The following is a 24,954-nucleotide window of genomic DNA, read 5'->3' on the forward strand; positions in this document are numbered from 1 at the left end:
CCACTGTAGGAAAGCTCCTTCAAGGGAGGAAGCCAGCATGCGAAAGATCACACTTCGTTCAAAACTGGACGGGAGAGAGATCGTTTTCGAGGAAAATCAAAATCTCTTCGATATAGCCAGAGAGTACCAGAAGTACTACAGGTACAAAATACTGGCTGCGAGGGTGAACAACAGGATAATAGAACTCTTCAGAACACCCGATAGAAGCGGAGAACTCGAATTTTTAGACCTCACAGATCCCGACGGACTCAGAATATACCAGAGAGGACTCGTCTTCCTCGCAAGTCTCGCCGTGAGAAAACTGAATTCGGAATGGCGATTGAAGGTCCTTCACTCACTCGGGAAGGGGATATACTGCGAAATCTATAAGGGAAATGAATTAATCGTTCCCGATCAGAATCAGGTGTTCGCCATAAAAGATAAGATGAGAGAACTCGTCGAGAAAGATCTGCCTATTGAGAAGAGAACGTTCTACAAAGACGAAGCAAGGGAGATATTAATGAAGGAAGGACTTGTGAAAACGGTCAACCTCTTCAAGTACAGAAAGAAGAGAACCGTGAAGCTTTACCACTGCGATGGTTTTTGGGCGTACTTCTACGGATATCTTCCACCGAGCACCGGCAGGATTGACGTTTTCGATGTTCAGCCCTACAATCAGGGGCTCGTTCTTGTCCATCCGGATCCAAAAACAAGAGAGCTTCCCGTCATCCACATGCCCAAACTCTCCCAGGTGTTCCTCGAATACGCCCGATGGCTGAACGTTCTGGAACTCGAGTACGTATCCGATCTCAACGATATCATAGCCCGTGGGGAAAGGCACGTGGCTGACCTTATGCTTCTTTCCGAAGCACTTCATGAAAAGAAGATCTCAGACATAGCGGATGAAATCGCAAAAGACAAAAGAAAACGGCTCATTCTGATTGCGGGTCCTTCCTCTTCGGGAAAGACCACCTTCGCCAAGAGACTCTCACTCCAGCTCAGAGTGAACGGTCTAAAACCGGTTGCCATTTCCCTTGACGACTACTTTGTGGACAGAGAAAAAACACCGCGTGATGAAAACGGAAACTACGATTTCGACTCGATAGAGGCCCTCGACATAGAACTCTTCAACAGGAACCTTCAGGATCTTTTGGCTGGAAAAGAGGTGGTCCTGCCGAAGTTCAACTTCAAGACCGGAAAGAGAATGAGAGGTCCCACGCTCAAATTGGAGAAGGACAACATCATCATCGTCGAAGGAATACACGGTCTGAACGAACGTCTGACGGCCTCAATACCGAAAGAGCAAAAGTTCAAGATATACGTGAGTGCATTGACTCAGCTGAACATAGACGATCACAACAGAGTCACAACAACGGACACGCGGCTCATCAGAAGAATCGTGAGGGACTACAAGTTCCGGGGACACACCGCGTACGATACATTGAAGATGTGGCCAAACGTCAGAAAGGGTGAAGAAAGAAACATCTTCCCGTTCCAGGAAGAGGCCGATGTGATGTTCAACTCGGCCCTGGTTTACGAAATACCAGTGCTCAGGATATTCGCTGAACCGCTTCTCGTTCAAGTTCCGGAAGATGTTCCAGAGTACTCGGAAGCGCTGAGACTTCTGAAACTTCTGGACTTCTTCCTTCCGATCACGAACATAGAAGATATTCCCGATAAATCGATCCTCAGAGAGTTCATAGGAAGGAGTATCTTCAAATATTGATGAGAAGGTTGATACTGCTCTTTGCTATCTTTTCTGTGACTTTGCTTGCGGAGACAATCACACTCGATGCGACTCTTTTGAATTTCGATGATCTGCTGCAGCTTCTGGAGATCCACTCCAGGGTGTTTGACGTCACCCCACCTTCCACTGGGACTGTGGGAAGTATGAGGTACCTCGAGTACAACGGGCACGTTCTTGCAAACGTTGAAGACCTCTACATACTCGACAACAACAAACTGCCGTCTCCTGGGGTTCCAGTGGAAACCTTGAAACTCTTCGGAGTGGATTACATTCAAACCGGCGATGGTGTGAAGATCATAACGTGTCGCGTGAACTCGATCGAAGAGATAGGAAAAACCGTCGTTGTGAATTTCGAAGGTGAGAAGAACTTCGACGTTGAACAAACTCAGAACTCTGTGAGAATCATTGCAAAAGATTGGCTCTTGTTCAGAGGAGTCGTTAAGATGCCCGAGGAAGTTCTCTACGAAAAAGAGAATGTCAGAATCGAAAGAACGGCCGAGAGTGATGGCCAGTTCAGGATTCTGTTGTCCGCCGAATCGGTAGGAAAATACGTTGTGAAACCCTTCGGTGAAAGGGTCGATCCGTACGAGAAGGATGTCGTTTTTCTCGTGGGTTACGGTGATGGAAGAATAATCGTGAGGAGCTTTTCGAAAGACCTGAACGGGCTGGATCTTCCCGCATATTCAGAATCTTTGAAGCTCGCAAGAAAGATAGCAAATGAGCTGGGCTACAAACTCGAAGAATGTCCTGTGTACGATATACCCGTTGGTGTTATCGGGATGATCGTACTTTTGAAGGGAAAAGACGAAATGCCCGTATTTCTGAATACCGTTGAGAGGTTGATGGCGGAATGAGGAAAAGCGTCTTTGTTCTTGTTTTTTTGATGGCATCCGTTCTTTTCTCCGTTGAACTGAAGATCTGTTATCTGAACGAAGATCTCCTTCCCATTGTGAAAGTTACGGAGGGAAGGGACAATCCTGTTCTCGAAATCTTCGAAGCACTTTCTTCTCCACCCGAGGGATTGAAAACCTTCGTTCCAGAAGGTGTTCTGAGAGCGTACTTCTTTGTAGGTGACTACCTCATTCTCGATTTTTATGGAGAGAAATTGAAGGGAATGAACTTTGATTCGGAGAGGTACTTCCTCCATCAGGTGCTCTACACGACCTTTCTGAACGTAAAGGGTGTGAACAACGTGTACATCATAATAGATGGAAAGAAACGAGATGTTCTCGCGAAGCACGTGGACATCAGATTCAGCTTTCCAAGAGAGGTGTGGGAAAAGTGGCCGATACGCTGAAGCCTGGAGACAGAGTACTGCTTTCTTTCGAAGATGAGAGCGAATTTCTGGTCGATCTCGAAAAAGATAAAAAGCTTCACACTCATCTCGGTATCATCGATTTGAACGAAGTGTTCGAGAAAGGTCCTGGAGAAATCATACGAACGTCCGCAGGAAAGAAGGGGTACATTTTGATACCCAGCCTGATCGACGAGATCATGAACATGAAAAGAAGGACCCAGATAGTCTATCCAAAGGATTCATCTTTCATCGCGATGATGCTCGATGTGAAAGAGGGAGACAGGATCATCGACACAGGTGTGGGAAGCGGTGCCATGTGCGCTGTGCTCGCGCGGGCCGTTGGAAGTTCTGGAAAGGTCTTTGCTTATGAGAAGAGAGAAGAATTCGCAAAGCTCGCCGAAAGTAATCTAACGAAGTGGGGGTTGATAGAAAGAGTTACAATAAAGGTGAGGGACATCTCCGAAGGCTTCGATGAAAAAGATGTGGACGCTCTGTTCCTGGATGTTCCAGATCCTTGGAACTACATCGATAAGTGCTGGGAAGCTCTGAAAGGCGGTGGTAGGTTCGCAACCGTATGTCCAACGACAAACCAAGTCCAGGAAACCCTGAAAAAACTCCAGGAGCTTCCGTTCATAAGGATAGAAGTGTGGGAAAGTCTTTTCAGACCGTACAAACCAGTTCCGGAAAGACTGAGACCGGTGGATAGAATGGTTGCCCATACTGCGTACATGATATTCGCCACCAAAGTGTGCAGAAGGGAGGAAACAGAATGAGACTGAACCAGATTTCAAAGTTTGCTATCGTCAGTGTAGTAGTACTCGTTCTTGCGCTTCTTCTCGGGGGTTCTGCTAAAACGAATCTCACCGTAGAAGAAGTGAACAAGGCATTGGAGCCGTTCTTTGATTCGCTTTCTTACATCCTGAACTATTACTACGAAGCGGACAAGCTTGACATCAACAAGCTCATAGACCACGCGATAGACGGCCTTGTGAAGGGAACGGGAGACGATTTTTCCTATTATCAGGACCCAGAAACCTACCGTGAAAACCAGATAGAAATGAAGGGAGAGTACGGTGGGCTTGGAATAGAAGTGACCTACGATGCGGAACATGGCGCTATAAAGGTAGTGGCTCCTATGTATGGCACTCCCGCCTGGAGGGCTGGACTCAAAGCGGGTGATCTCATCATAACCATAGACGGCACACCCGTGTCCAAGATGACCTACATGGAAGCCGTGAACAACCTGAGAGGAGAACCCGGAACCTCTGTCACGATCGAGGTTCTCAGAGACGGTGAAAAACTCACCTTCACCATCGTGAGGGAGAAGATCGAGATAAAGATGGTGCTTTACTCCTTCATAGAAACGGAAAAAGGAAGTATCGGGTACGTCAGGATCACACGCTTCGGAGAAAAAGCAGATTCCGACATGAAAAACGCTCTGGACAAGATCTTCGAAAAGGGTGTGAAGGGATTGATAATCGATGTGAGGGACAACCCCGGTGGATACCTCGATGTCGCTCTCAAGATCGTCAGCATGTTCGTCGACAAAGGTGTGATTCTGAAGGTCAGAAACGGATTCGGAGAAGAAGACGTCTACGAATCCTATGGAAACAGCTATCCGAACGTACCGATAGTACTTCTGGTGAACGAAGGATCGGCCTCGGCATCCGAGATACTGACGGGAGCGCTCAAAGACCTCGGCATTGCAACCGTTGTTGGGAGAAAAACCTTCGGTAAAGGTTCAGTCCAGACAGGTTTCCCACTGAGCAACGGTGGTGTTCTCTTTCTCACAACGGCTCACTACCTGACACCATCTGGAAAGGACATTCACAAGATCGGAATAGAGCCCGATGTCCTGGTAGAAGAAAGCGTTGAGGAGGAACTCCATGCAGAAACCAGAGAACAGATAGAAGTAGATCCAGAAAAGGATCCATTCGTGAAAAAGGGCCTCGAGGTGTTACTCGAGAAAATAAAATGACGAGAAACGGATTTCTCTTCATCCTGTTTGTGGTAACTCTGGCTTTACTGATTGTAGACGTATCTTTCAAGAACGAAAGGAAGAGAATCGAGAGACTTCCTTCCTTTGATGTTGTCGTTGAAACACCCTTCAAAGAAACCGTTGAAGAGATGAAGATAGAACTCAACCGATCGATCCTGGTGAGCGAGGTTTTGAAGGAAGTGGAGAAAGCCGAGTACTATCCGGAGTGGAAGGCTTTTGTTTTCAGGAGCAGAGCAGACTTTGAAAAGGCGATCAACGTGGTGAAAAGAGAGACGGGTGAGAGACTGTCCATCAAGACCACAGAAGATGGTGTAGAATACTTCTTTTCCAGCGGGATGTACTTCATTTTGAAGGTGAAATGATGCTGAACCTGATAAATCTGGACGATTCAGGGAAGAAGTACTCTTTTCTGGTGCCGATTCTGGTGTTCTTTGTGAACACTGTCGTTTTTTGGAACGATATAGCGATGGTGTACAACTCGCTCAGGATTCTCCTGAAGATTTTCGAGGATTTCTTTTTGTTTTTTCTCTATTCTCTCTCGATATCCGGGCTCTACAAAACGATAACGAACAGAGCACCAGCAGAGATGATGTGGGCACTTTCTCCATACGTTTTCTTACCCCTTCTTTCTGCGTTTCTGGATGTTCGAATTTCTCTTCTGATTCTCTTTTTCATTTCTTTACTCCTTTTAAGGAAACTGGAACTGAAAAATCTGATTTTTATTTCACTTGCGAGAGCATCTGCGCTTTGCCTTTTCATATGGAAGATCTCCTCATGGATGAGGTGAGGGAAGATGAACATAGCGATGTTCAGCGATACCTACGCTCCTCAAATAAACGGCGTGGCAACGTCGATAAGGGTGTACAAAAAGAAACTGACGGAACGTGGTCACAAGGTTGTGGTGGTGGCTCCTTCCGCCCCCGAGGAAGAAAAGGATGTATTCGTTGTGAGGAGCATTCCCTTTCCCTTCGAGCCGCAACACAGAATCTCCATCGCTTCTACAAAAAATATTCTGGAGTTCATGAGAGAAAACAACGTCCAGATAATACACAGCCACTCTCCCTTTTTCATAGGGTTTAAAGCGTTGAGGGTTCAGGAGGAAATGGGATTGCCACACGTTCACACGTATCACACACTACTGCCCGAATACAGACACTACATCCCAAAACCCTTCACTCCTCCCAAAAGATTGGTGGAACACTTCAGCGCGTGGTTCTGCAATATGACAAACGTGGTGATCGCTCCCACAGAAGACATAAAAAGAGAACTCGAAAGCTACGGCGTGAAAAGACCCATTGAAGTGTTACCCACCGGTATAGAAGTGGAGAAATTCGAAGTAGAAGCACCTGAAGAATTGAAAAGAAAATGGAATCCTGAGGGAAAGAAAGTGGTTCTCTACGCCGGAAGAATAGCTAAAGAGAAGAATCTGGATTTTCTTCTGAGAGTTTTCGAGAGTTTGAACGCACCGGGCATCGCCTTCATTATGGTAGGAGACGGTCCTGAAAGAGAGGAAGTGGAGGAATTCGCGAAGGAGAAAGGACTCGATTTGAAGATCACAGGATTCGTACCTCACGACGAAATTCCCCTCTATTACAAACTCGGAGATGTCTTTGTTTTTGCTTCGAAAACGGAAACGCAGGGACTGGTGCTCCTGGAGGCCTTGGCTTCTGGTCTTCCCGTGGTGGTTCTGAAGTGGAAAGGGGTTAAAGATGTTTTGAAAAATTGCGAAGCAGCGGTTCTCATAGAAGAAGAAAATGAAAGACTCTTCGCCGAAGAGATAAAACACATTCTGGAAAACGATCGACTCAGAGAAGAGCTCTCAACAAAGGGGAGAGAATTCGTCAGAAAGGAATGGTCCGTTGATCGATTCGTTCAAAGGCTTGAAGAGATATACACGAGAGCAATAGAAGAAGGTCCTGTTGAAATAAACACATCTCTCATGATAAAGGAATTCGTCAAGTTCGAAAAATTGAAAGAGTTCTTCTCAAAGATCGAAGACAGAATCTGGAGGTGATCTTCTTGTTTCCGTTTCATCTGTTCCTTGGGCACGTCGTAGCGGACCACGGTTTCACGAACAACGCGAAGATAAGAGAGTACAAGGGCTGGAAATTAATCGGGCACATGATCTGGTCGGTCTTTGCCATCCTTGCATTCACATTCGACGTCATCTTTCAGTCCACCACTGGTGTGGTTGTCTTCTTGGTCTCTGTGGTGGTGCATCTCACGGGAGATCTCCTGAGAGTCTATCTTCACCGGAAGGGAAAGAAGCGTTTGATAGATCTTCTGGAAGTCGCCCTTCTTGTGATTTTTCTCGTACTGAACGCCGCGGTGAAAGATCTCTTCAAAGGATCGTACCTGACAGCGGAGTTCGTTTTCTATCTGCTTGGGATGAACGCGGTATCCGTTGCCGTGACGTACGTCTTCAGGAACTTCGTCCCGGGAGATCCAAAGATATCCGATATCGAAGGAATTTCTGAAAGACTGGCCTTCTTTGTGTTCCTCCTCGCTGGTAAGGATCTCTTCGCTTTCCTTTCCCTCGCCCTTGGTTTTCTATACCGGCTTTGGAAGTTCAGAAAGCCCGATGTGAGGTGGTGGATGAGTCCAGTTCTTGGAGTTCTGATCTCCGCTCTCTGGAACTGGATGATGTACGGGAGGATCTTCTGATGACTTACGCGGTGGGGGACATTCATGGGTGTTTTCTCGCTCTGAAGAGTCTTTTGGAAAAACTTCCACTCTCTGAAGAGGACGAGCTGATCTTCATGGGGGACTACGTTGACAGGGGACCGAATTCTCGTGAAGTGATCGAATTTTTGATAGAACTTTCGAAACACCACAGGTGTATTTTTTTGAGAGGAAATCACGAAGAAATGCTTCTGAACTGTGTGAAGAATGGCTCTGATTGTGATCTGTGGTTCTTCAACGGAGCAAGAAGCACGGTGGAAAGCTTTGGAGGAGTCGAAGAGATCAGGAAATTTCTTCCTTTTTTCGAAAACACCGTATACCACTATGAAAAGGAAAACTACGTTTTCGTTCATGGAGGGGTGAAACCGGGTGTTTCTCTCGAAGATCAGGATCCTTTCGATCTTGTCTGGATAAGAGACGAATTCATCTACAGTGAAAATCCTCTTCCAGGAAAGATTGTGGTGTTTGGACACACTCCTTTTGAAGAACCGTTTGTTTCTTACGATAAAATTGGAATCGATACGGGATGTATCTATGGTGGAAAACTCACCGCTCTTAGGGTTGAAGATAGAAAATTCTTTCAGGTAGAATGTGCAAACAGGAGATGGTAGGGTGAAGGCGGTCTATCCTGGATCTTTCGATCCCATCACTCTCGGGCATGTGGACATCATCAAAAGGGCGCTTTCTATTTTCGATGAGCTTGTGGTCCTCGTCACGGAGAATCCGAGAAAAAAGTGTATGTTCACCCTGGAGGAAAGGAAAAAGCTGATAGAAGAGGTTCTCAGTGACCTGAGTGGAGTGAAGGTGGATGTTCATCATGGCTTACTCGTGGATTATTTGAAAAAACATGGTATAAAAGTCCTGGTGAGAGGACTCAGGGCTGTGACCGACTACGAGTACGAGTTGCAGATGGCGCTTGCAAACAAAAAATTGTACAGCGATCTGGAAACGGTGTTTCTGATAGCAAGCGAAAAATTTTCTTTCATATCCTCCAGTCTTGTGAAAGAAGTGGCCTTGTACGGCGGTGATGTGACCGAATGGGTTCCACCCGAGGTGGCCAGAGCCCTGAACGAAAAGTTGAAGGAGGGAAAGCGATGAAGATAAAGGTGAAGCTTCCAGATGGAAAAGAAAAAGAGTACGACAGAGGCATCACACCGGCGGAGATCGCAAAAGAACTGGGCGTAAAAAAGGCGATCGGAGCGGTTGTTAACGGTGAACTCTGGGACCTGAAAAGACCCATCGAAAATGACTGCGAACTGCGACTTGTAACTCTGGAGGATCCCGAGGCACCCGAGTTCTACAGACACACCATGGCACACATCCTCGCACAGGCTGTGATGAGAATTTATGGAAAAGAAAACGTGAAACTGGGAATCGGTCCCACCATAGAGAACGGTTTTTACTACGACTTCGACATAAAGAACGGGAAACTCACAGAGGAGGATCTCCCAAAGATAGAACAGGAGATGAAGAAGATAATAAAGGAAAATCTTCCTATAGAAAGAAAGGAGATCAGCAAAGAAGAGGCAAGAAAGCTTTTCAACAATCAGCCTTACAAACTCGAACTCATAGAGGAGATCGAAGGTGACAGAGTAACGATCTACCGTCAGGGAGAGTTCGTGGATCTCTGCAGAGGCCCTCATCTTCCTTCGACTGGAGTAGTGAAGCACTTCAAACTCCTTTCCGTTTCAGGTGCGTACTGGCGAGGTAGTGAGAAGAATCCCATGCTCACAAGAGTTTACGGAACGGCCTTCGCTAAAAAGGAAGACCTCGACAATTACTTGAAGTTCCTTGAAGAAGCGCAGCGGAGGGACCACAGAAAATTGGGACCTCACCTCGAACTTTTCATGCTGAACACCGAATACGCCCCCGGTATGCCGTTCTTCCTTCCAAAAGGAGTCGTCGTGCTCAACGAATTGATGAGATTCTCCAGAGAACTCCATCGTGAGAGGGGATATCAGGAAATCTTCACGCCACTCATAATGAACGAGCAGCTCTGGAAGATCTCCGGTCACTGGGATCACTACGCTGAGAACATGTACTTCATAGAGAAAGACGAGGAAAGGTACGCGGTGAAACCCATGAACTGTCCCGGTCACATTCTCGTGTACAAGAGCAGAACTGTTTCCTACAGGGACCTTCCGTTGAGATTCTTCGAGTTCGGCCGGGTTCACAGATACGAGAGAAGTGGAGTTCTCCACGGTCTCATGAGGGTGAGATCCTTCACACAAGATGACGCACATATATTCTGCACTCCCGATCAGATTGAGGAAGAGATACTCGGTGTTCTTGATCTCATAAACACCATCTACGGTCAGTTCGGTTTCACTTACAGAGTGGAACTCAGCACGATGCCCGAAGATCACATGGGTGACGAAGCGATTTGGGAGAAGGCAACAACCGCTTTGAAGAATGCCCTGGAGAGGGCCGGACTTTCGTACAAAGTGAACGAGGGCGAAGGGGCATTTTATGGTCCAAAGATAGACTTTCACATAAGAGATTCGATAGGAAGGGAATGGCAATGCGCTACGATTCAGCTGGACTTCATGATGCCCGAAAAGTTCAACGTCACCTACATAGGTCCGGACAACAAAGAGCACAGAGCCGTGATGATACACAGGGCGATATACGGTTCGCTCGAAAGGTTCTTTGGCATCCTGATAGAACACTTCGCTGGAGCGTTTCCAACCTGGCTGGCACCGATCCAGGTGGCAGTTATTCCCATATCAGAAAAACACAACGACGGTGCGGAAAAGATTGCAAAAAGGATCTCTCAGGAAGGGTTCAGGGTCTTCTTCGATAACCGCCGTGAAACTCTTGGATACCGTATCAGACAGGCTCAAACCCAGAAAATACCGTACATGATAATATTAGGCGACAAAGAGCTGGAGAGCGGAAAGATCTCCGTGAGAACAAGAACAGGAAAAGAGATAAAAGACGTGGACCTGGAACACTTTGTTGAAACCCTGAGAAACGAAGTTTTGAGCAGAAAGCTCGAACTTTTGATGGAGGGATGAGCGTGAAGTGTTTCTTTGAGAGTGAAGAATTCGAGAAAGCTGTTGAAAAAATAGATCGACTCTACGAAAAGGTTGATTCAATGGAGGAGGCAGAAATAGCTTTTTTGAAAGAAAAAAAGCCTTTTCAGGGAGTAGCTGTGGTAAAAGAAGAAACGTACACCGTTTACAAAGCTGGAAAGAAACTTGTAGAATTCGAAGATCCGGAAAAAGCCACATCGATGGCGTATGCTCTCGCAGGAGAGAAGTTGCTCTCTGGAAACTGGGTGAGAAGGATGGTCAGCGGTCTCCTTCAGGCGATGATAGTTCTCATGGAGATAGAAGACGAAAACGGCTGGAGTCACTCTCAGAGAGTTGCAAGACTCGCAGAACGTGTGGGAAAGAAACTGGGCTTATCGGAAGAGAAACTCTCTCTGTTGAGAGAATACGCCATGTTACACGATGTGGGAAAGATCGGAATAGAGCAACTCATGCTTTACACTCCAACCCGGATTAGAATTTTCGAGCAATATCCCCAAGATCACACCATCATGGGGTCTGTTTTTCTCGCGTCTTTAGAGGTTTTGTGGGATGTCGTTCCGATAGTGAGACACCACCACGAAAACTGGGACGGCACAGGGTACCCTGATGGGCTCAAAGGTGAAGAGATCCCACTTGAAGCGCGAATAATAAGCGTGTGTGATTACTACGACGTTCTCACCAATTTTGTTTCGTCGGAATGGGAAGGGAGAACCAAAACACACGAAGAGGCACTGGAAATCATAAAGAAAGAGGCTGGGAAAAAATTCGATCCAAAAGTGGTTGAAGCTTTTCTTGAAATCTTCTCAGACGAGGCTGTCGAGTAAGACACCAACGAGGAGTTCTGGTGCTCTGAGACTCGCTTTGAGGATGTTGAGGGCGAGTTTCAATCTTTCCAGATCTTCTTTGAGTCTTTCTCTTTCGAGCGGATCTGTTTCTGTTTTCAGTCGTCTTTCAAGCTCGAGTATTTTTCTTTCGATCTCCTGCTGTTTGTTTTGAAGTTCCGATCCGAGGGAGTGAGTTCTTTCGCTGCTTTTAGTTCCTGGTGTATAGATGAAAACCTGTGTTCTTCCCGCAACGGCCGCAAGGAATGAACCTCTCTTTCTGAGATCGAGAGCTATGTTGCTGTAAATGATCGCCCCGCCCTCTCTGAGGGCTTCTTTTTTGAAGTAGATCAAGTTGGATATTTCCTGAGAAAGAACCCTTAATATACTGCGACTCGCGGGAGCGGAATGTGGAATACCGGGTTCTCCGGGATCCAGTTTGTATCCAAGAATGGGGTTTGAGATCATAAATCTCCCCCCTAAATTTTCCCGAGAACATTCATGATAGATGCCTTCACTTCAACGTTTTTCCCTGAGAAATCCATTACGATCTTTGGAAGCTCCGCTTTTCGGTGGAAACCGTGCTTCTTTCTGATACCGATCTTCTCGAGAACGGGCCTCCAGCTACCACAGTTCACGTACAGCTTTTTACCCTGAGGCGTTGGAACTATTCGGTAAGCGAAATGATGAACGTGTCCCATCACAAGTATATCAATTTCCTCTACTTCATGTAAATCTCCGGGGTAACCCGTCATGAACCTTTTCCAGCGATGGCTTCCTTTCAATATAGATTTTGCCCATTTCTGAAGGTAGTCAACTCTTCTCAACTTTCTGAGTGTGTATATACTCCTTACGAGTACCTTACCCAGCTCCATACCACCGAACCTGTTCACAAACACCTTGGAAAGCCAGTGTGTTCTTGGGAAATTGTTCTTCATCCATTTTTTGGCTTCTTTCGTCTTCAACATACTGAGAAAACTCTTCAGCCAGAGTTCAACCAGATCGACACTGAGATCGTAGATTTCCGTCACGTAGTCGAACCAGTGAAAAACGTCGAGCAAAGGCCTCACGTTGTCGTAATCTCGAATGATGTCCTCAGGAGCGAAGTTAACCACCTGACTGTCGAAATTTATCATCATGTATCTGGCTATGTAGTCTCCAAGAGGTGGTATTACCTTTTTGGTTTTCCTGTCCACGGTGAAACGGTTTATAACATCGAACTGGTTTCCGTGGAGAACGAGGAGTTTACTGTGAGGATCGTAGTAGTATGGAAGTATCTCGAACTTTTCAAAGCGATTCTTCAAGGTATTCTGGAGTTTTTTGTTTTTGAGAATATGATAGTCGTGATTTCCCACCACGTAATACACGTTGTGTCGTCTGGAAAACTTCTTGAGAGTCTCGAAGACTTCAGAGTGCTTTTTCTCGATTTCGTCGATCACCGTCTCATCGAGTTTTTCCACAACCTCATCGAAAGAGACGAGTCCAATTTCCCTCACCGCGTGACTTTCGAGTATTTCAAATCCATCGCCAACGATGAAGAGTTCAACGTCTTCAGTTTGAGATATGTCTTCGATGAAATTCACAAGCTCTTTATCGAAGAAAAAATCGTCTTTCGCTGAACCATCTCCTATGTGAAGATCGCTGATGAACACCCTCTTTATTTTTTATCACCCCACTGTTCAAAAAACTTTCCGATTCTCATAACCAGAGCCGGTGCCTGAAGTTTCGCTTTCTCACCTTTTGGTACGATGAACGTTTCAAATGGTAAAACTCGTCTGTTGTCCAGTACACCGTTTTCGAGAATCACAATCGCGCAGAATCCTTTCAATTCTCCCTCTCTCAGTTTCTCTATCTTGAAGTATTCGCACTCAAAGTCTTTAAAGTTCTTCTCTATCAAATCTTCGACTTTCCTTTTTTTCATCACTTTGAAAGCCTTCTCTATGTGGAGCTCCCTGCCACGTCCCCAGTCGTAAACCCTGTAGGTGAGGTCGGACGCCTGCTGTACCTCCACGAGAAGCCCACCGGGTCCAAGGGCGTGAACCGTTCCAGCGGGTAAAAAAACGAAATTTCCAGGTTCTATCTCCACCTTCTTCAACGCTTCATTCCAACTGTTGTCTTCAAGTGCCTTCCTGATCTTCTCCGGATCTTCTCCTATGGCGATCTGACCTTTTTCTACGAAATACCACGCTTCTGTTTTACCCCAGGGTTCACTCTCCAGTTCCCGAGCCTCCTCATCGTTTGGATGAACCTGAACAGAAAGCCAGTCCTCAGCAGAAATGAGTTTCACGAGGAGTGGAAAGCGTGGCAATTTCTTTCCAATGAGCTTCTCCATATCCTCGTTGAGATCGAGGCCATTTTCCGCCTCCGTAATGAAAAGTGGATGCCCGGACAAAAGCCATACTTCTCCTATTCTCTCATCTGAACCGAATATCTTGCCAAGACGATAACTACCCCATATCTGCTCTCGCAACTTTGGAAAGACCTTTATCGTCATTCTGAATACCCTCCTACTCTTATTTCACCGTCTCTGTAGTAAAAAACCGCTTTTGTGAGTTCCTTTTCCACACGAAACACCCTCTCGAACATAACAATTTCAACACCGGGATAAACAACCTCCTTTACAACAACGGAGGCGTTTTTAGCCATTTCTTCAGCTACTGTCTTAAGTTTTCTCAATTCCTCTTCATTCTTCTGTATTGAATCTTTGAGATTTATCAAAGTGTTGTTCACCTTCTTCAGAAGCGCTTCTTTGTCAGGTGGGAATTTGTCTTTCAACATTCCCTGGAGTTTTCTGAGTTCAACTAGCAGTTTCGTCAACTTCTGAACGTTCTCTCTGTCGAGAGAGATCTGAGCGAAAAGGAGTTTTATTTTCTCGTTGATCTCAGGGTCAATTCCAACCTCCACCCTCGTCTTAACACCTATGGGAGAACCCAAAAAATAGGTTTCCACCTTCACCCGAGCTATGGTTATGCCACCTCTTATACTTCCTCCTTTACCAGGAACGGTGACATTGATGGCTTTAACCGTGGAGTTCTCTATGCTCTTTTCCACCTGAACTTCTTCGGCCTCTACTTCTGCGTTCTCTATAAAAACGGCTTTGACGGTTTTTTTCGCCTTTACGAACGCCTTCCCTCTTCCTTTTATTCCTCCAGCCGTGATACTTCCATTGAAAGAAATCACCGTTGCCGCTTCTATTACACCTTTCACTGTAATATCTTCCTGAGCTTTTACAACGAAATCTGGTTTCACGTCACCCTTCACAATCACCTTGCCGGGAAAATCTATATTTCCAGTAGAATAGTCCACATTGTCAACTTCCAGAGTGTCATACACGTGTATTGTGCCGTTTGTTTCTATGACCAGAATCCCACTTTTCGTTGCGATGATTTCGTTGTCCTTCGTTGTCACGTTGTATCCAAGACGGTACTCCGGCACTCTTCCAAGTCTCGGTTTCATAGGGTTTCCAAAAACATCTATTCCTTCTTCTCCAGGAGTCGGTGGGATAATGCGGGCGATCGTCTCTCCTTTCCGAACAATCACTCTCTGTTTAGCGGGAATTTCTCTCAGGTCTATCTTTTCTCCTTCATGAGAAGTGAGTTCTATCCTCTTCAAAAGTTCAACTCTTCCATCCTCTCCATCCACTGGAGGGGTGCCTTCTGCTACAAGAACAGGTGTGTTGTACACAGGTGATCTTGCCAGGTCTTCTATGATTTCTTCCTTTATACCGTGATTTATTCCGGCAGAGCGTAATGCGTTCAAAAGCTCTTCCTTTGTAAGAGGAAGCTCACTGGATCTCTCTTTTCGCAGAGTCACATAAGCCTGCATTCTGTCTTCAGATACTGTGATCTCCACCTTCACCCCTATCCCTCCGTATCACCAGGGATACTCTTCCAGAAATTTTCTCATCGCTTCAATGGCTCTTTCTGCGAGTTTTTTTCTTTTCCCGAATTTATCTTTCACACGGGTTTTCAGCGGAGGAAGAAGTCCAAAATTTGCGTACATCGGCTTCAGATCTCCTTCGACCTTCTCTATTATATAACTGAAGAGCGCTCCCATCATGGTCTCCTCGGGAAGTTTTAACGGAGAGAGTCCTTTCAAAATACGATAGACATTGTAAGCCACGTAGATTCCCGACGCGGCGGATTCCATGTATCCCTCCACCCCTGTAATCTGACCAGCGAAGAAGATGTTAGGCTGCTTTTTCAGCCGGAAAAAGATATCGAGCAACTTTGGTGAGTTTATGTAAACATTCCTGTGCATGACACCGTACCTTACGATCTCGGCGTTTCTGAGACAAGGGATCTTTCTCAGAACTCTCTTCTGTTCATTCCATTTCAATCTGGTCTGAAATCCAACGAGACTGTAGAATCTACCCTCTTTGTCCTCCCTTCTAAGCTGAACAACTGCGTAGGGTTCTTTACCCGTTCTTGGATCCACCAGACCTGTTGGTCTCAAAGGGCCGTATCTCAGCGCGTCTTTTCCGCTTCTCGCTATTTCTTCTATGGGCTGGCAGCGTTCGAAGAGGAGCTTTCGATCGAAATCCTCCATTTCTATAACTTCGGCCTCAACGAGTGCTTTCCAGAGTTCTTCGTATTCCCCATCAGTGAGAGGGCAGTTTATGTAATCCTTTCCCTTCCCAAATCGGTCTCCCCAGAAAGCGTGTTCCATGTCTATCGACTCAAAGGTCACAATCGGAGAGACGGCATCGAAGAAGAAAAGAAAATCATCACCGAGGAGGTTTCTCAAAAAAGAGAATAAACCATCCGATGTGGCTGGTCCCGTCGCTACAACCCATAATCCTTCTTCTGGATCGAATTCGGTTACTTCTTCTCTGATGACCTCCACACTCTCAAGACTTTCTATGGCCTCTGTCACTTCCTTCGCGAAGATGTTACGATCCACCGCGAGGGCCTTTCCAGATGGGACACGTGCTTTCTCTGCAGCTTCTAGTGTTATAGAACCCATCAGCTTCATTTCAGCTTTCAGGAGTCCTTCGGCGTTCGTTATGTCTTCCGATTTGAGAGAGTTGCTGCAAACAAGCTCCGCGAAATATCCTGTTTTGTGCACTTCAGTCATCTTCTTCGGTCTCATTTCAAAAAGACGAACCCTTATTCCCCTTTTTCCAAGGTTGTAAGCCACCTCTGAACCCGCGAGCCCTGCTCCGATGACATTCACGATCATCCTTTCACCCCAGATTCTTTTTAGCAACGGTGAGGTTCCCATTTCTAAGAGGGCGAACCCTGAATTCGTCGGTGACGCGGGAAATTATGTAGAGGCCATACCCACCCTCTCGCGGATTCTCCAGATCAGGCGGCATGGGCTTCAATTTGTTGGGATCAACAGGAGGGCCAAAGTCTCTCACCAGCATGTGAAAGATATTGTTCTTTAACGCGTAACTCACGATGATTCGCTTTGTTTCATCGTTCTTGTAAGTGTGTTTGATCACGTTCGCGAGGATCTCTCCCAAAACTATCTCCATGTCAACGATCAAGCTGTCTGATGCTTCATGCATTTGAAGAAAATCTCGCAAGACAGAACGAGCGATCTTTATATGAGACTTTTTAGAGAAAAGCACAACGCTCACGGTGTCGATCAATCCAGGCCCCCCTTTAAAATCAAAAACGCTTCAACGGGGACTCTCGGTGACAGAAGGGTTTCTTTCTCGAACTCCAGAATCTCCCTGAAAACAACTTCCACGTTCTTTTCAGTCAATTCCGATGTTTTATGTATATCACCTGTTCTCAGGAAGATCTTCACCGACTCAGGAATCTGTATGTTCAAAGAAAAAGTGTACGCGGGAAGCCTCTCGTAGAAAGAAAAGGGTTCGTTCACATATCTGTCCATCAACAGAGCCTTCCTCGCGGCTTCTTTGATATCCTGTCCCGGATCCGAAAAAGAGAGCTTTCCTTCGTTGATCTGCAGCGATATTCCAGAAGGTGCGATTCCCACGTCTATTTCCCCTGCGTTGTAGATCACATCCACAAAACTTGAGAGTTTCTCCCTCAAAGAAAATCTGGTTTCAAAGTTCTCCGATCGAACGATGAAGACCCTCTTTCCGGGTCGCCAGTCGTTGAACAGAATATCTACGAGGTTTTCCACTTCTTCGCTGTACAGCCTCATTCGAAGAAGCTCGTGATTCAAAAGTTCAACGAGAACACCGCGTTCTTGTATTTTCTCGTCGATGAAGATCGCCATCTTTCCAAGGATGGTTTGTGCCGGAAAACAGAAAATTTTTCCCTTCAGCGGAACGTTCGACTCCAGTACAGTTCTGGCCACCTCGAAAATGAGGTTTTCCGGTAAACCCAGTCCGTTCCAGAGTATTCTCTTTCCATCACATATGACCACGTTTTCCGGAAATTTCAGCATGTTTCTCCCTTCTTTCCAGAAGGCTGAAAACACAACCACAGTAGTTCTGTCTGTATATCCCGAGTTCCTTTGAAAGCCTCACGCCTTCCTGATAGGCTCCTCCCTTTCTGAAGTTCTTGAAGAAGAATTTCACCCCGTATTTTTTCTCGATGGTTTTTCCAATATTTTCCATCATCGAAAGATTTTTCCTGGGACTTGCAAGAAGGGTCGTGGAAAAAGACTCATGGCCTCTCCTCGTCGCTTCTTGCGCTGTTCTCTCAAGAAGAACACTGATGCATTTCTTGCATCGTTCGCTGCCCTCACCGAGATTCTTGTAGTCTTTGACCGATGCGTACCACTTTCTTATTTCTTCTGTTGAATACTCACCGTAATGAACACTCAGCGAAAAATGATGAGCAACTTTCTCCACAGCCTCCCTTCTTTTCTCGTACTCTGAAGGAGGCTGGATGTTTGGATTGTAAAAGAAGAACTCGGCATCCCTCAAATGGAATATTGTCGTGAGAAGATCCGGCGCACAGCAAACGTGAATCAGCACGATCCCCACCTCAGAAGAGTTTACTGGAATCGAGAAGGATAGTCACAGGACCATCGTTCACCAGATGAACGTGCATATGAGCTCTGAACTTCCCCGTTTCCACTTTCAAACCCTTTTCTCTGAGAAGTTCCACAAACCTCTCGTAAAGCGCTTTCCCTTTATCTGGAGGTGCGGCTTCTGTGAAAGAAGGCCGCTTTCCTCTTCTGCAATCTCCATAGAGGGTGAACTGTGAAACAACAAGGACTTCCCCGTTTATGTCTTTAACGGAGAGGTTCATCTTTCCATCTTCATCCTCGAAGATTCTAAGTCCAGAAACCTTGTCGGCCAGCCATTCGCAGTCCTCTTCTGTATCATCTTTTCCCACTCCAACAAAGACAAGAAGCCCTCTTTTTATGGCTCCCACCGTTTTTTCTTCGACAATCACCTTTGCTTCGCTGACTCTTTGTACAACTGCCCTCATTGCACCACCCTTTCCGCGTCCAGAACGTATCTGTAGGATCTGAGCCTATCGAGAAGACCGGAGAGCTCGGTGGTGTTGGATATTTTTATATGAATTTGCACAACAGGTGGTTCTTCTGATTTCAGAGTCTTCATGGCCACAAATTCCGCACCGAGGTTCGTTATTCGATCTATCAAACTCGGAAGGTTTTTTTCCGAGTCAAGGACCACCCTTATGTGTGCATCGAACATTTCTGAAGTTTCAAGGTTCCATTCAGCTGAGAATATTCGGTCCTGTGACATGTTCTTCAGGTTTCTACAATCCCTTCTGTGTATGGTCATGCCTCTTTTACTGACAACGGCCACTATGGGATCGCCCATGATCGGATGACAACACTTCGCAATGTGGAACTCTATACTGTCTATTCCATCTACCTTCACAAGATTCTGCATCTTCACCTTTTTCTTTGTGGAACGCTTTTTCACAACGATCTTTTTTCCCAGAATCGCTTCTATGAGATCTTGTGTGGTAATACTACCTTCTCCGATTCTCATGAAGAAATCTTTTTCCTGGTACGCGTTCAAATACTTTTTGATTCCTTCCGTTTGCATCACTTCTTCGAAGGATTTTCCGAGCTTTCGGCAGATCTTTCTGAGAACTTCTTTTCCTCTTTCTACGAGTTCGGGCGCGAGTTTTTCCTTCAGAAACCTTCTGATTTTTGCTCGCGCGCTGTGGGTTTTGGCGTACTTCAGCCAATCAACACTTGGACCTGGAGAGTTCTTGTTGACGATTATTTCAACAACATCTCCGTTTCTCAGCTGATAGTCGATAGGAACGATCTTTCCGTTCACCTTTGCTCCACTGTAGTGATGCCCTATCTCTGTATGTATCGCGTACGCGAAGTCAATTGGTGTGGAACCCTTGGGAAGGTGGATGATATCTCCTTTCGGGGTGAAAACAAAAACTTCATCCATCTGGAGCTCTTTCTTGATATCCTCAAATTCGGTGAATCCCTGGGCAAGTTCTTTTCTCCAATCGAGGAGTCTTTCTATCCATTCTTTCGCTGTTTTCAGGTCAGGTTTTTCCTTGTATATCCAGTGAGCAATCAAACCGTACTCGGCCTCTCTGTGCATCTCCTCGTCTCTTATCTGTATCTCAAGAGGCTCACCGTAACCCGTTATCACAGCTGTGTGGAGTGAACGATAGCCGTTCGATTTCGGTGCAGCGATGTAGTCTTTGAACCTTCCCGGAAGTGGTTTCCAGATGTTGTGAACGATCCCCAGGACGGTGTAGCAGGTGGTCACGTCTTTCACTATCACTCTCAGAGCGATCAAATCGTAGATTTCTTCGAATTTTTTTTCTTTTTCCTTCATTTTCTTCCATATGCTGTAATAGTGTTTGTACCTTCCCTCCACAATTGCTTTTATCTTGTGCTCTTCCAAAGCACTTTTGAGAAGGGAGATGTATTCATTGGTTCTCTTTTCTCTCTCTTTTCTCTTCTCAGCGACGAGTTCCTTTATCTTGTAGTACTCCTCCGGGTACAGCACCTTGAAAGCCAGGTCTTCGAGTTCAGACTTTATCGAGTAGATTCCGAGCTTATGAGCCAGAGGTGCGTAGATCTCGAGGGTTTCGTAGGCTTTGTACCTCTTCTTTTCCTGATCCTGAACGTAGTGAATGGTGCGCATGTTGTGAAGACGATCGGCGAGTTTTACGAATATAACTCTCATGTCCTCCGCCATTGCAAGAAACATTTTCTGTATGGTTTCTATCTTTTTTCGAGAGTCTTGATCGCTCCCGATCGGTGCGTTTATATTGCTGACTTTTGTGACACCATCCACGATCCTGGCCAATTCAGGCCCAAACTCTTTTTTTATTTGATCGAGGCTGACATTTTCACCGTCTTCAACAACATCGTGCAGAAGAGCCGCAACCAGAGTCGTCACATCGACTCCCAGAGCCGCAAGGATTTTTGCGACCTCAACGGGATGGGTTATGAAGGGTTCTCCAGAAAATCTCTTCTGACCTTCATGAACGATTCGAGCAAACTCATAAGCCTTTGTGAGGAGTTTTTTCTCCTCTCTTGTGAAGCTCTTTTTTCTGAGACTTTCCAGGTCTCTAATTACTTCTCTCGCTTCTGTCTCAATCTCTGTTCGATTGATCACAATTTCACCACCGAATTCACTCTCTGTGAAGAAAATTATAACATGGGAGAGGAGCGTAAGCCGGATTCTGTCGTGGGCGGTCATCAATCTGGGGTGTGCGTTACCACACACCTCGAGCGGCCAACCCGGGGGAATAGGGGGAGCAACCCAACCCCCTGCTCGGCCTTGCTCCAGGTGGGGGTTGCCAAGCCGCCGGGTTGCCCCGACGCTGGTGGGCTCTTACCCCACCGTTCCACCCTTGCCCTAAACGGGCGGTTTTCTTCTCTATGGCCCTGTCCGAGGGTCACCCCTCCCGGGCGTTACCCGGCACCCTGCTCCAGAGTCCGGACTTTCCTCGGGAAGCGCGAGTGTGCGCCCCCGCGACCGCCTGCTCCTCTCCCTGTTCAATTAGACTTTCCCGGTTTCATCACCGTTCCGGTAAAAAGCGCTACCAGAACGAGTATTCCTCCTAAAAGCTGAAGGAAAGACATACGCTCTCCAAGAAAGAGAAATGAAAGCACAAGAGAAACAAAGGGTTGAGTCATGTAAACGAGTGCTGTCGTGTTGTTTCCCACTTCCTTTTGATACCTCATCTGCCAGAGGATTCCAAGGGTTGTAGCGAATACTCCGCTGTAGATTCCCACAGAAATCGTTCCAAGATTGAAATGCCACCTTTCGTTCAATCCAAAGAGAAAATTGACGACCCCAACGGTCACAAACTGCCAGAAAAGCATGTTCTTTTCTTCTTCGAATCTGGAAAATCTGGTTATGAGAACCACGTGCAGCGCAAACAGAACCGCACAGAAGAACTGAAAGAGATCTCCCGGCGTGATTCCCGATACACCACCCGTGAGCAAATAGAGCCCCAAAAACCCTGAAGTGAAAGAGATAAAGTGAATTTTTCTCAATTTCTCCCTTTCAAGAAGAAAAGCAAACAAGGGCACAAGAAACACAAAACTCGAAACGATGAAACCGCTTTTTGCGGCGCTTGTGAATTTCAATCCCCAGAGTTGAAACATGTACGCTCCACAGAGAACCAGCCCCAGCAGGAAACTCTTCACGAACCTGCCGGGCCCGAACAAAAGAAGCGAAAGTAAAGCAGCGCTTCCAAATCTCACGGTGTTATAAACAAAAGGAGAAACACCTCCAAGAACGAGTTTCTGAAGCGGAAAAGTTGAACCCTGAAGAATTGCCGTTAGAATGAGAAACGCAAGGGCTTTATTTTCCCGCCACATCCAGAACCTCCACCAGAACGCTCGGTGTTATCGTGTGTTGAGACACTTTCACATCGTTTCCAACAAGAGAAATCCTCTTCAAGAGATCGAGGAAGTTACCCGATATGGTGATGTCTTCCACACCGTGTGCGATCTCTCCGTTCTCCACCCAGTATCCCTTCGCAAACAGTGAAAATTCCCCAGATATAGAATTCGCTCCCGCGTGCATTCCCTCAACTTCCGTGATAGCGACTCCTCTGTTCATCTCCTTCAAAAGTTCTTCAAAAGACATCTCGCCCGGAATCAGCATGAGATTGACTGGACTTATTCCTCCTGTGAATCCATTTCCCGTTGGTTTCACTCCCTCTTTTCTGGCCGTTTTCAAGTTGTGAAGGAATGTTTTCAACACGCCGTTCTCCAACACGAACTTCTCAGTTGTGGGGACTCCTTCATCGTCGAAGGGAGTGCTGGAAAGTCCCTTGGGATGGTAAGGCAGATCCTTTATTGAAACAACAGGATTTCCCACCCGCTCTCCAAGTTTTCCTTTGAGTGGCGAGAGGTTTTTCTGTACGTTCTCAGCCGAGATCATGGGTATGAACATCTCCATGAGATCGAGCAGCGCTGTGTTTCTCATCAACACAGGATACTTCCCGGATGGTATCGTTTTTGAACCGATGAGAGAAATTGCCTCTTCCGCAGCTCTTTTCCCTATTTCCTCGGGGTCCAGCTCTTCCGGTACCCTCGCCAGTTCATACCAAGAACCAGATCGCGGATTGGTGTCTCTAGCGATCGCCATGGCGAAAAGGAAACCGCCGTCCATCTGACTCTCAACGTTCAAGCCCAGTGTGTTGGTGATGATCTTCTTTATTACCATGTCCCTGTACATGACTGTTGGTACCATGGCGACGCGTTCGTCTTTCGCAGCGCTCTCGTGAGCCTTTTTGGCCATACCCATTTTCTCTTTGACAGAGAGCTTTTCGAATCTCCCAACGTACGTTTCCATTTCTCTGTACTCTTCCCCACCCTCGAAGAAGTATTCTTTCTCTTCACTGTCCTTGATCTGCAAATTGCTCAGTGCCTCTTCGAAACACTTTTCTGGATCTTCCAGAACCTGTGTTCTGAACGCTCCTGTTTTTCCATCTTTCAGCACTTTTATTTCCACGTTGAATTTTCCCGCGTCCGTGTACTGATCGAGGTCACCGTTTGCGAGACGAAGGGAAAATTCTTTAGTCTCCAGAAAACTTATCTGAACTTCCACTCCATTTTTCTTTGCAAGAGCGAACAATCTATCTTTGAATTCTTCGAAGGTCATTTGTTTCGCCCCCCTACTACGATCTCCTTAACTCTTATCGTGGGCTGGCCCACATCTGCCGGAACGGATCCAGAGAACGAACCGCACATACCCTGGTCTCTCGCCAAATCGTTTCCCACCATGTCGATCTTCTGAATGATCTCGTGTCCCTTACCTATCAGTGTGGCGCCCCTCACCGGTTTCGTGACCCTTCCTTTTTCTATGAGATACGCTTCGGAAACCGCGAAGTTGAACTCTCCAGTGGCCGGATTAACCGATCCACCTCCCATGGTCTTCGCGTAGAGACCGTACTCGGTAGCCGCGATGATTTCTTCCGGGTGGTAATCTCCAGGGAGTATGAAGGTGTTGCTCATCCTCGAAGTGGGTGGGAAGGTGTAGTCCTGTCTTCTGCCGCTTCCTGTGCTCTTCATCCCCATTCTTCTCGCACCGAGCTTGTCCACAAGGTAGCCAACGAGAACCCCCTTGTCTATGAGCAGTGTTCTCTGTGTGGGAGTTCCTTCGTCGTCCACGTTAGCGGAACCCCAGCCGTTCGGAATGGTGGCGTCGTCCACCGCGGAAACACATTCCGCAGCCACTTTCTGCCCGAGCTTTCCCGCAAAAACAGAAGCCCCCTTCGCCACAGACGTTGCTTCGAGGCCATGTCCAACTGCTTCGTGGAAAATGACTCCTCCGAAACCGTTGGCAATCACAACCGTCATCTTTCCAGCCGGAGCGGGCTCTGCCTCAACCATCCTCGCTGCTATCCTCGCTGCTTTCTTCGCCGCTTCTTCCACATCTATTCTGTCGAAGAATTCAAAACCCATTCCTGCCCCGGGGCCGTAGAAACCCCTTTCGAGCACTCCGTCCTTTTCCGCTACCGCGTTTATCATCAAACGGGTCCTCACACGTCTGTCTTCAGCCCAAGTTCCTTCTGAATTTGCAACCAGAATCTCCTGATCGTAATCCCAGTACCAGACCACCACCTGTTTTATGAGTTCGGAGTAATCTTTCGCCGCGTAGTAGGCTTTTTTCATAACAGATACCTTGTCCGTTTTTTCCACCTGAACCGGTGGAATGAGTACCACGTGTCTTTCCTTCCTTTTCGTTCTGTTGAAATTGAATGTGAGATCTTCGATTTTTGTCTCCTCGAGCGCTTCTCCCACCTTCTTTGCAACGTTTATCAGGTTCTCCCTTGAAAGATCGTTCGTGTAGGCATAAACGGCTTTTGTTCCGAGAAAACCTCTTATCCCCACTCCAACGATCTCGCTACTCGTTGCCTGCTCGATTTTCCCATCTTTCAGCTCGTATCGATTCTCGTACTTTTTCTCAAAGAACAACTCAGCAAAGTCCCCTCCGTTCTTCAAAACAGCTGCGATAACGTCTCTGATAACACTTTCGTTGAGCACTT

Annotated in this window: 26 protein-coding genes and 1 other RNA gene; 13 read left to right on the forward strand and 14 right to left on the reverse strand. The window is 46.6% G+C overall.

All coding sequences use genetic code 11. The features are described 5' to 3' along the window. Positions 1–37: 37 nt before the first annotated feature. From TPET_RS00900 to TPET_RS00960, 13 genes are read left to right on the forward strand one after another with little or no spacing between them, the layout of a single operon-like run. Positions 38–1,705, forward strand: a complete 1,668-nt coding sequence (locus TPET_RS00900; RefSeq protein WP_004080960.1) for a nucleoside kinase — start codon at positions 38–40, stop codon at positions 1,703–1,705. After that, a complete protein-coding gene (locus TPET_RS00905; RefSeq protein WP_004080962.1) occupies positions 1,702–2,580 on the forward strand; it encodes a DUF4941 domain-containing protein in 879 nt (292 codons plus the stop codon). The genes TPET_RS00900 and TPET_RS00905 overlap by 4 nt, the downstream gene beginning before the upstream one ends. Further along, positions 2,577–3,023: a GerMN domain-containing protein gene (locus TPET_RS00910; protein ID WP_004080964.1), complete on the forward strand. Its 447-nt coding sequence runs from the start codon at positions 2,577–2,579 to the stop codon at positions 3,021–3,023. Before TPET_RS00905 ends, TPET_RS00910 begins: the two co-directional genes overlap by 4 nt. Beyond that, on the forward strand, positions 3,008–3,796 hold the full coding sequence (locus tag TPET_RS00915) for a tRNA (adenine-N1)-methyltransferase (RefSeq protein ID WP_004080966.1): 789 nt from the start codon (positions 3,008–3,010) through the stop codon (positions 3,794–3,796). Before TPET_RS00910 ends, TPET_RS00915 begins: the two co-directional genes overlap by 16 nt. Then, positions 3,793–5,001 (forward strand): S41 family peptidase, encoded by a 1,209-nt coding sequence (locus TPET_RS00920; RefSeq protein ID WP_004080969.1) that lies wholly within the window; start codon positions 3,793–3,795, stop codon positions 4,999–5,001. Before TPET_RS00915 ends, TPET_RS00920 begins: the two co-directional genes overlap by 4 nt. Continuing rightward, positions 4,998–5,384 carry a hypothetical protein gene (locus TPET_RS00925; protein ID WP_004080971.1) on the forward strand — a complete coding sequence of 129 codons (387 nt, stop codon included), beginning with the start codon at positions 4,998–5,000 and terminating at the stop codon, positions 5,382–5,384. Before TPET_RS00920 ends, TPET_RS00925 begins: the two co-directional genes overlap by 4 nt. Then, positions 5,384–5,809, forward strand: a complete 426-nt coding sequence (locus TPET_RS00930) for a hypothetical protein (protein ID WP_011942867.1) — start codon at positions 5,384–5,386, stop codon at positions 5,807–5,809. Before TPET_RS00925 ends, TPET_RS00930 begins: the two co-directional genes overlap by 1 nt. 6 nt (positions 5,810–5,815) lie before the next feature. Further along, entirely contained in the window at positions 5,816–7,036 is a 1,221-nt protein-coding gene (locus tag TPET_RS00935) for a glycosyltransferase family 4 protein (protein WP_011942868.1), read from the forward strand. 5 nt (positions 7,037–7,041) lie between these two features. Continuing rightward, complete coding sequence (locus TPET_RS00940; protein WP_011942869.1) at positions 7,042–7,686, forward strand: hypothetical protein; 645 nt, start codon at positions 7,042–7,044, stop codon at positions 7,684–7,686. Further along, positions 7,686–8,315 carry a metallophosphoesterase family protein gene (locus TPET_RS00945; protein ID WP_011942870.1) on the forward strand — a complete coding sequence of 210 codons (630 nt, stop codon included), beginning with the start codon at positions 7,686–7,688 and terminating at the stop codon, positions 8,313–8,315. Before TPET_RS00940 ends, TPET_RS00945 begins: the two co-directional genes overlap by 1 nt. A 1-nt stretch (position 8,316) precedes the next feature. After that, positions 8,317–8,802: a pantetheine-phosphate adenylyltransferase gene (gene coaD, locus TPET_RS00950; RefSeq protein ID WP_011942871.1), complete on the forward strand. Its 486-nt coding sequence runs from the start codon at positions 8,317–8,319 to the stop codon at positions 8,800–8,802. Beyond that, positions 8,799–10,721 carry a threonine--tRNA ligase gene (gene thrS / locus TPET_RS00955; protein ID WP_011942872.1) on the forward strand — a complete coding sequence of 641 codons (1,923 nt, stop codon included), beginning with the start codon at positions 8,799–8,801 and terminating at the stop codon, positions 10,719–10,721. Before coaD ends, thrS begins: the two co-directional genes overlap by 4 nt. A gap of 2 nt (positions 10,722–10,723) precedes the next feature. Then, positions 10,724–11,563 carry an HD-GYP domain-containing protein gene (locus tag TPET_RS00960; RefSeq protein WP_011942873.1) on the forward strand — a complete coding sequence of 280 codons (840 nt, stop codon included), beginning with the start codon at positions 10,724–10,726 and terminating at the stop codon, positions 11,561–11,563. Here TPET_RS00960 and TPET_RS00965 read toward each other — a convergent pair. The 14 genes from TPET_RS00965 to TPET_RS01030 form a co-directional block, all read right to left on the reverse strand. Beyond that, entirely contained in the window at positions 11,543–12,028 is a 486-nt protein-coding gene (locus TPET_RS00965) for a hypothetical protein (RefSeq protein ID WP_011942874.1), read from the reverse strand. The genes TPET_RS00960 and TPET_RS00965 overlap by 21 nt on opposite strands. An 11-nt stretch (positions 12,029–12,039) precedes the next feature. Continuing rightward, positions 12,040–13,212: a UDP-2,3-diacylglucosamine diphosphatase gene (locus TPET_RS00970; RefSeq protein ID WP_011942875.1), complete on the reverse strand. Its 1,173-nt coding sequence runs from the start codon at positions 13,210–13,212 to the stop codon at positions 12,040–12,042. A 5-nt stretch (positions 13,213–13,217) separates the two neighbouring features. Then, positions 13,218–14,054: a type I phosphomannose isomerase catalytic subunit gene (locus TPET_RS00975; protein ID WP_011942876.1), complete on the reverse strand. Its 837-nt coding sequence runs from the start codon at positions 14,052–14,054 to the stop codon at positions 13,218–13,220. Further along, entirely contained in the window at positions 14,051–15,418 is a 1,368-nt protein-coding gene (locus TPET_RS00980) for a DUF342 domain-containing protein (RefSeq protein WP_011942877.1), read from the reverse strand. The genes TPET_RS00975 and TPET_RS00980 overlap by 4 nt, the downstream gene beginning before the upstream one ends. 15 nt (positions 15,419–15,433) lie before the next feature. Beyond that, positions 15,434–16,741 (reverse strand): methylenetetrahydrofolate--tRNA-(uracil(54)-C(5))-methyltransferase (FADH(2)-oxidizing) TrmFO, encoded by a 1,308-nt coding sequence (gene trmFO, locus TPET_RS00985; protein WP_011942878.1) that lies wholly within the window; start codon positions 16,739–16,741, stop codon positions 15,434–15,436. Between the two features lie 4 nt (positions 16,742–16,745). Beyond that, entirely contained in the window at positions 16,746–17,156 is a 411-nt protein-coding gene (locus TPET_RS00990) for an ATP-binding protein (protein ID WP_011942879.1), read from the reverse strand. Beyond that, a complete protein-coding gene (locus TPET_RS00995; protein WP_012896024.1) occupies positions 17,153–17,926 on the reverse strand; it encodes a DUF4940 domain-containing protein in 774 nt (257 codons plus the stop codon). Before TPET_RS00995 ends, TPET_RS00990 begins: the two co-directional genes overlap by 4 nt. Beyond that, the gene (locus TPET_RS01000) at positions 17,892–18,461 is read right to left on the reverse strand and encodes an epoxyqueuosine reductase QueH (protein WP_011942881.1); all 570 of its coding nucleotides are present in this window, start codon (positions 18,459–18,461) and stop codon (positions 17,892–17,894) included. The genes TPET_RS00995 and TPET_RS01000 overlap by 35 nt, the downstream gene beginning before the upstream one ends. 10 nt (positions 18,462–18,471) lie before the next feature. Beyond that, complete coding sequence (gene dtd, locus TPET_RS01005) at positions 18,472–18,921, reverse strand: D-aminoacyl-tRNA deacylase (RefSeq protein WP_011942882.1); 450 nt, start codon at positions 18,919–18,921, stop codon at positions 18,472–18,474. Continuing rightward, positions 18,918–21,062: a RelA/SpoT family protein gene (locus tag TPET_RS01010; protein ID WP_011942883.1), complete on the reverse strand. Its 2,145-nt coding sequence runs from the start codon at positions 21,060–21,062 to the stop codon at positions 18,918–18,920. Before TPET_RS01010 ends, dtd begins: the two co-directional genes overlap by 4 nt. Positions 21,063–21,103: 41 nt before the next feature. After that, positions 21,104–21,441, reverse strand: an RNA gene (gene rnpB / locus TPET_RS09255) — RNase P RNA component class A. A gap of 4 nt (positions 21,442–21,445) precedes the next feature. Continuing rightward, positions 21,446–22,276: a DMT family transporter gene (locus TPET_RS01020; protein WP_011942884.1), complete on the reverse strand. Its 831-nt coding sequence runs from the start codon at positions 22,274–22,276 to the stop codon at positions 21,446–21,448. Next, positions 22,260–23,567 (reverse strand): TldD/PmbA family protein, encoded by a 1,308-nt coding sequence (locus tag TPET_RS01025; RefSeq protein ID WP_011942885.1) that lies wholly within the window; start codon positions 23,565–23,567, stop codon positions 22,260–22,262. The genes TPET_RS01020 and TPET_RS01025 overlap by 17 nt, the downstream gene beginning before the upstream one ends. Continuing rightward, entirely contained in the window at positions 23,564–24,952 is a 1,389-nt protein-coding gene (locus tag TPET_RS01030; protein WP_011942886.1) for a TldD/PmbA family protein, read from the reverse strand. The genes TPET_RS01025 and TPET_RS01030 overlap by 4 nt, the downstream gene beginning before the upstream one ends. Between the last annotated feature and the right edge of the window lie 2 nt (positions 24,953–24,954).

It is taken from the genome of Thermotoga petrophila RKU-1 (assembly GCF_000016785.1).
Classification (GTDB): domain Bacteria; phylum Thermotogota; class Thermotogae; order Thermotogales; family Thermotogaceae; genus Thermotoga; species Thermotoga petrophila.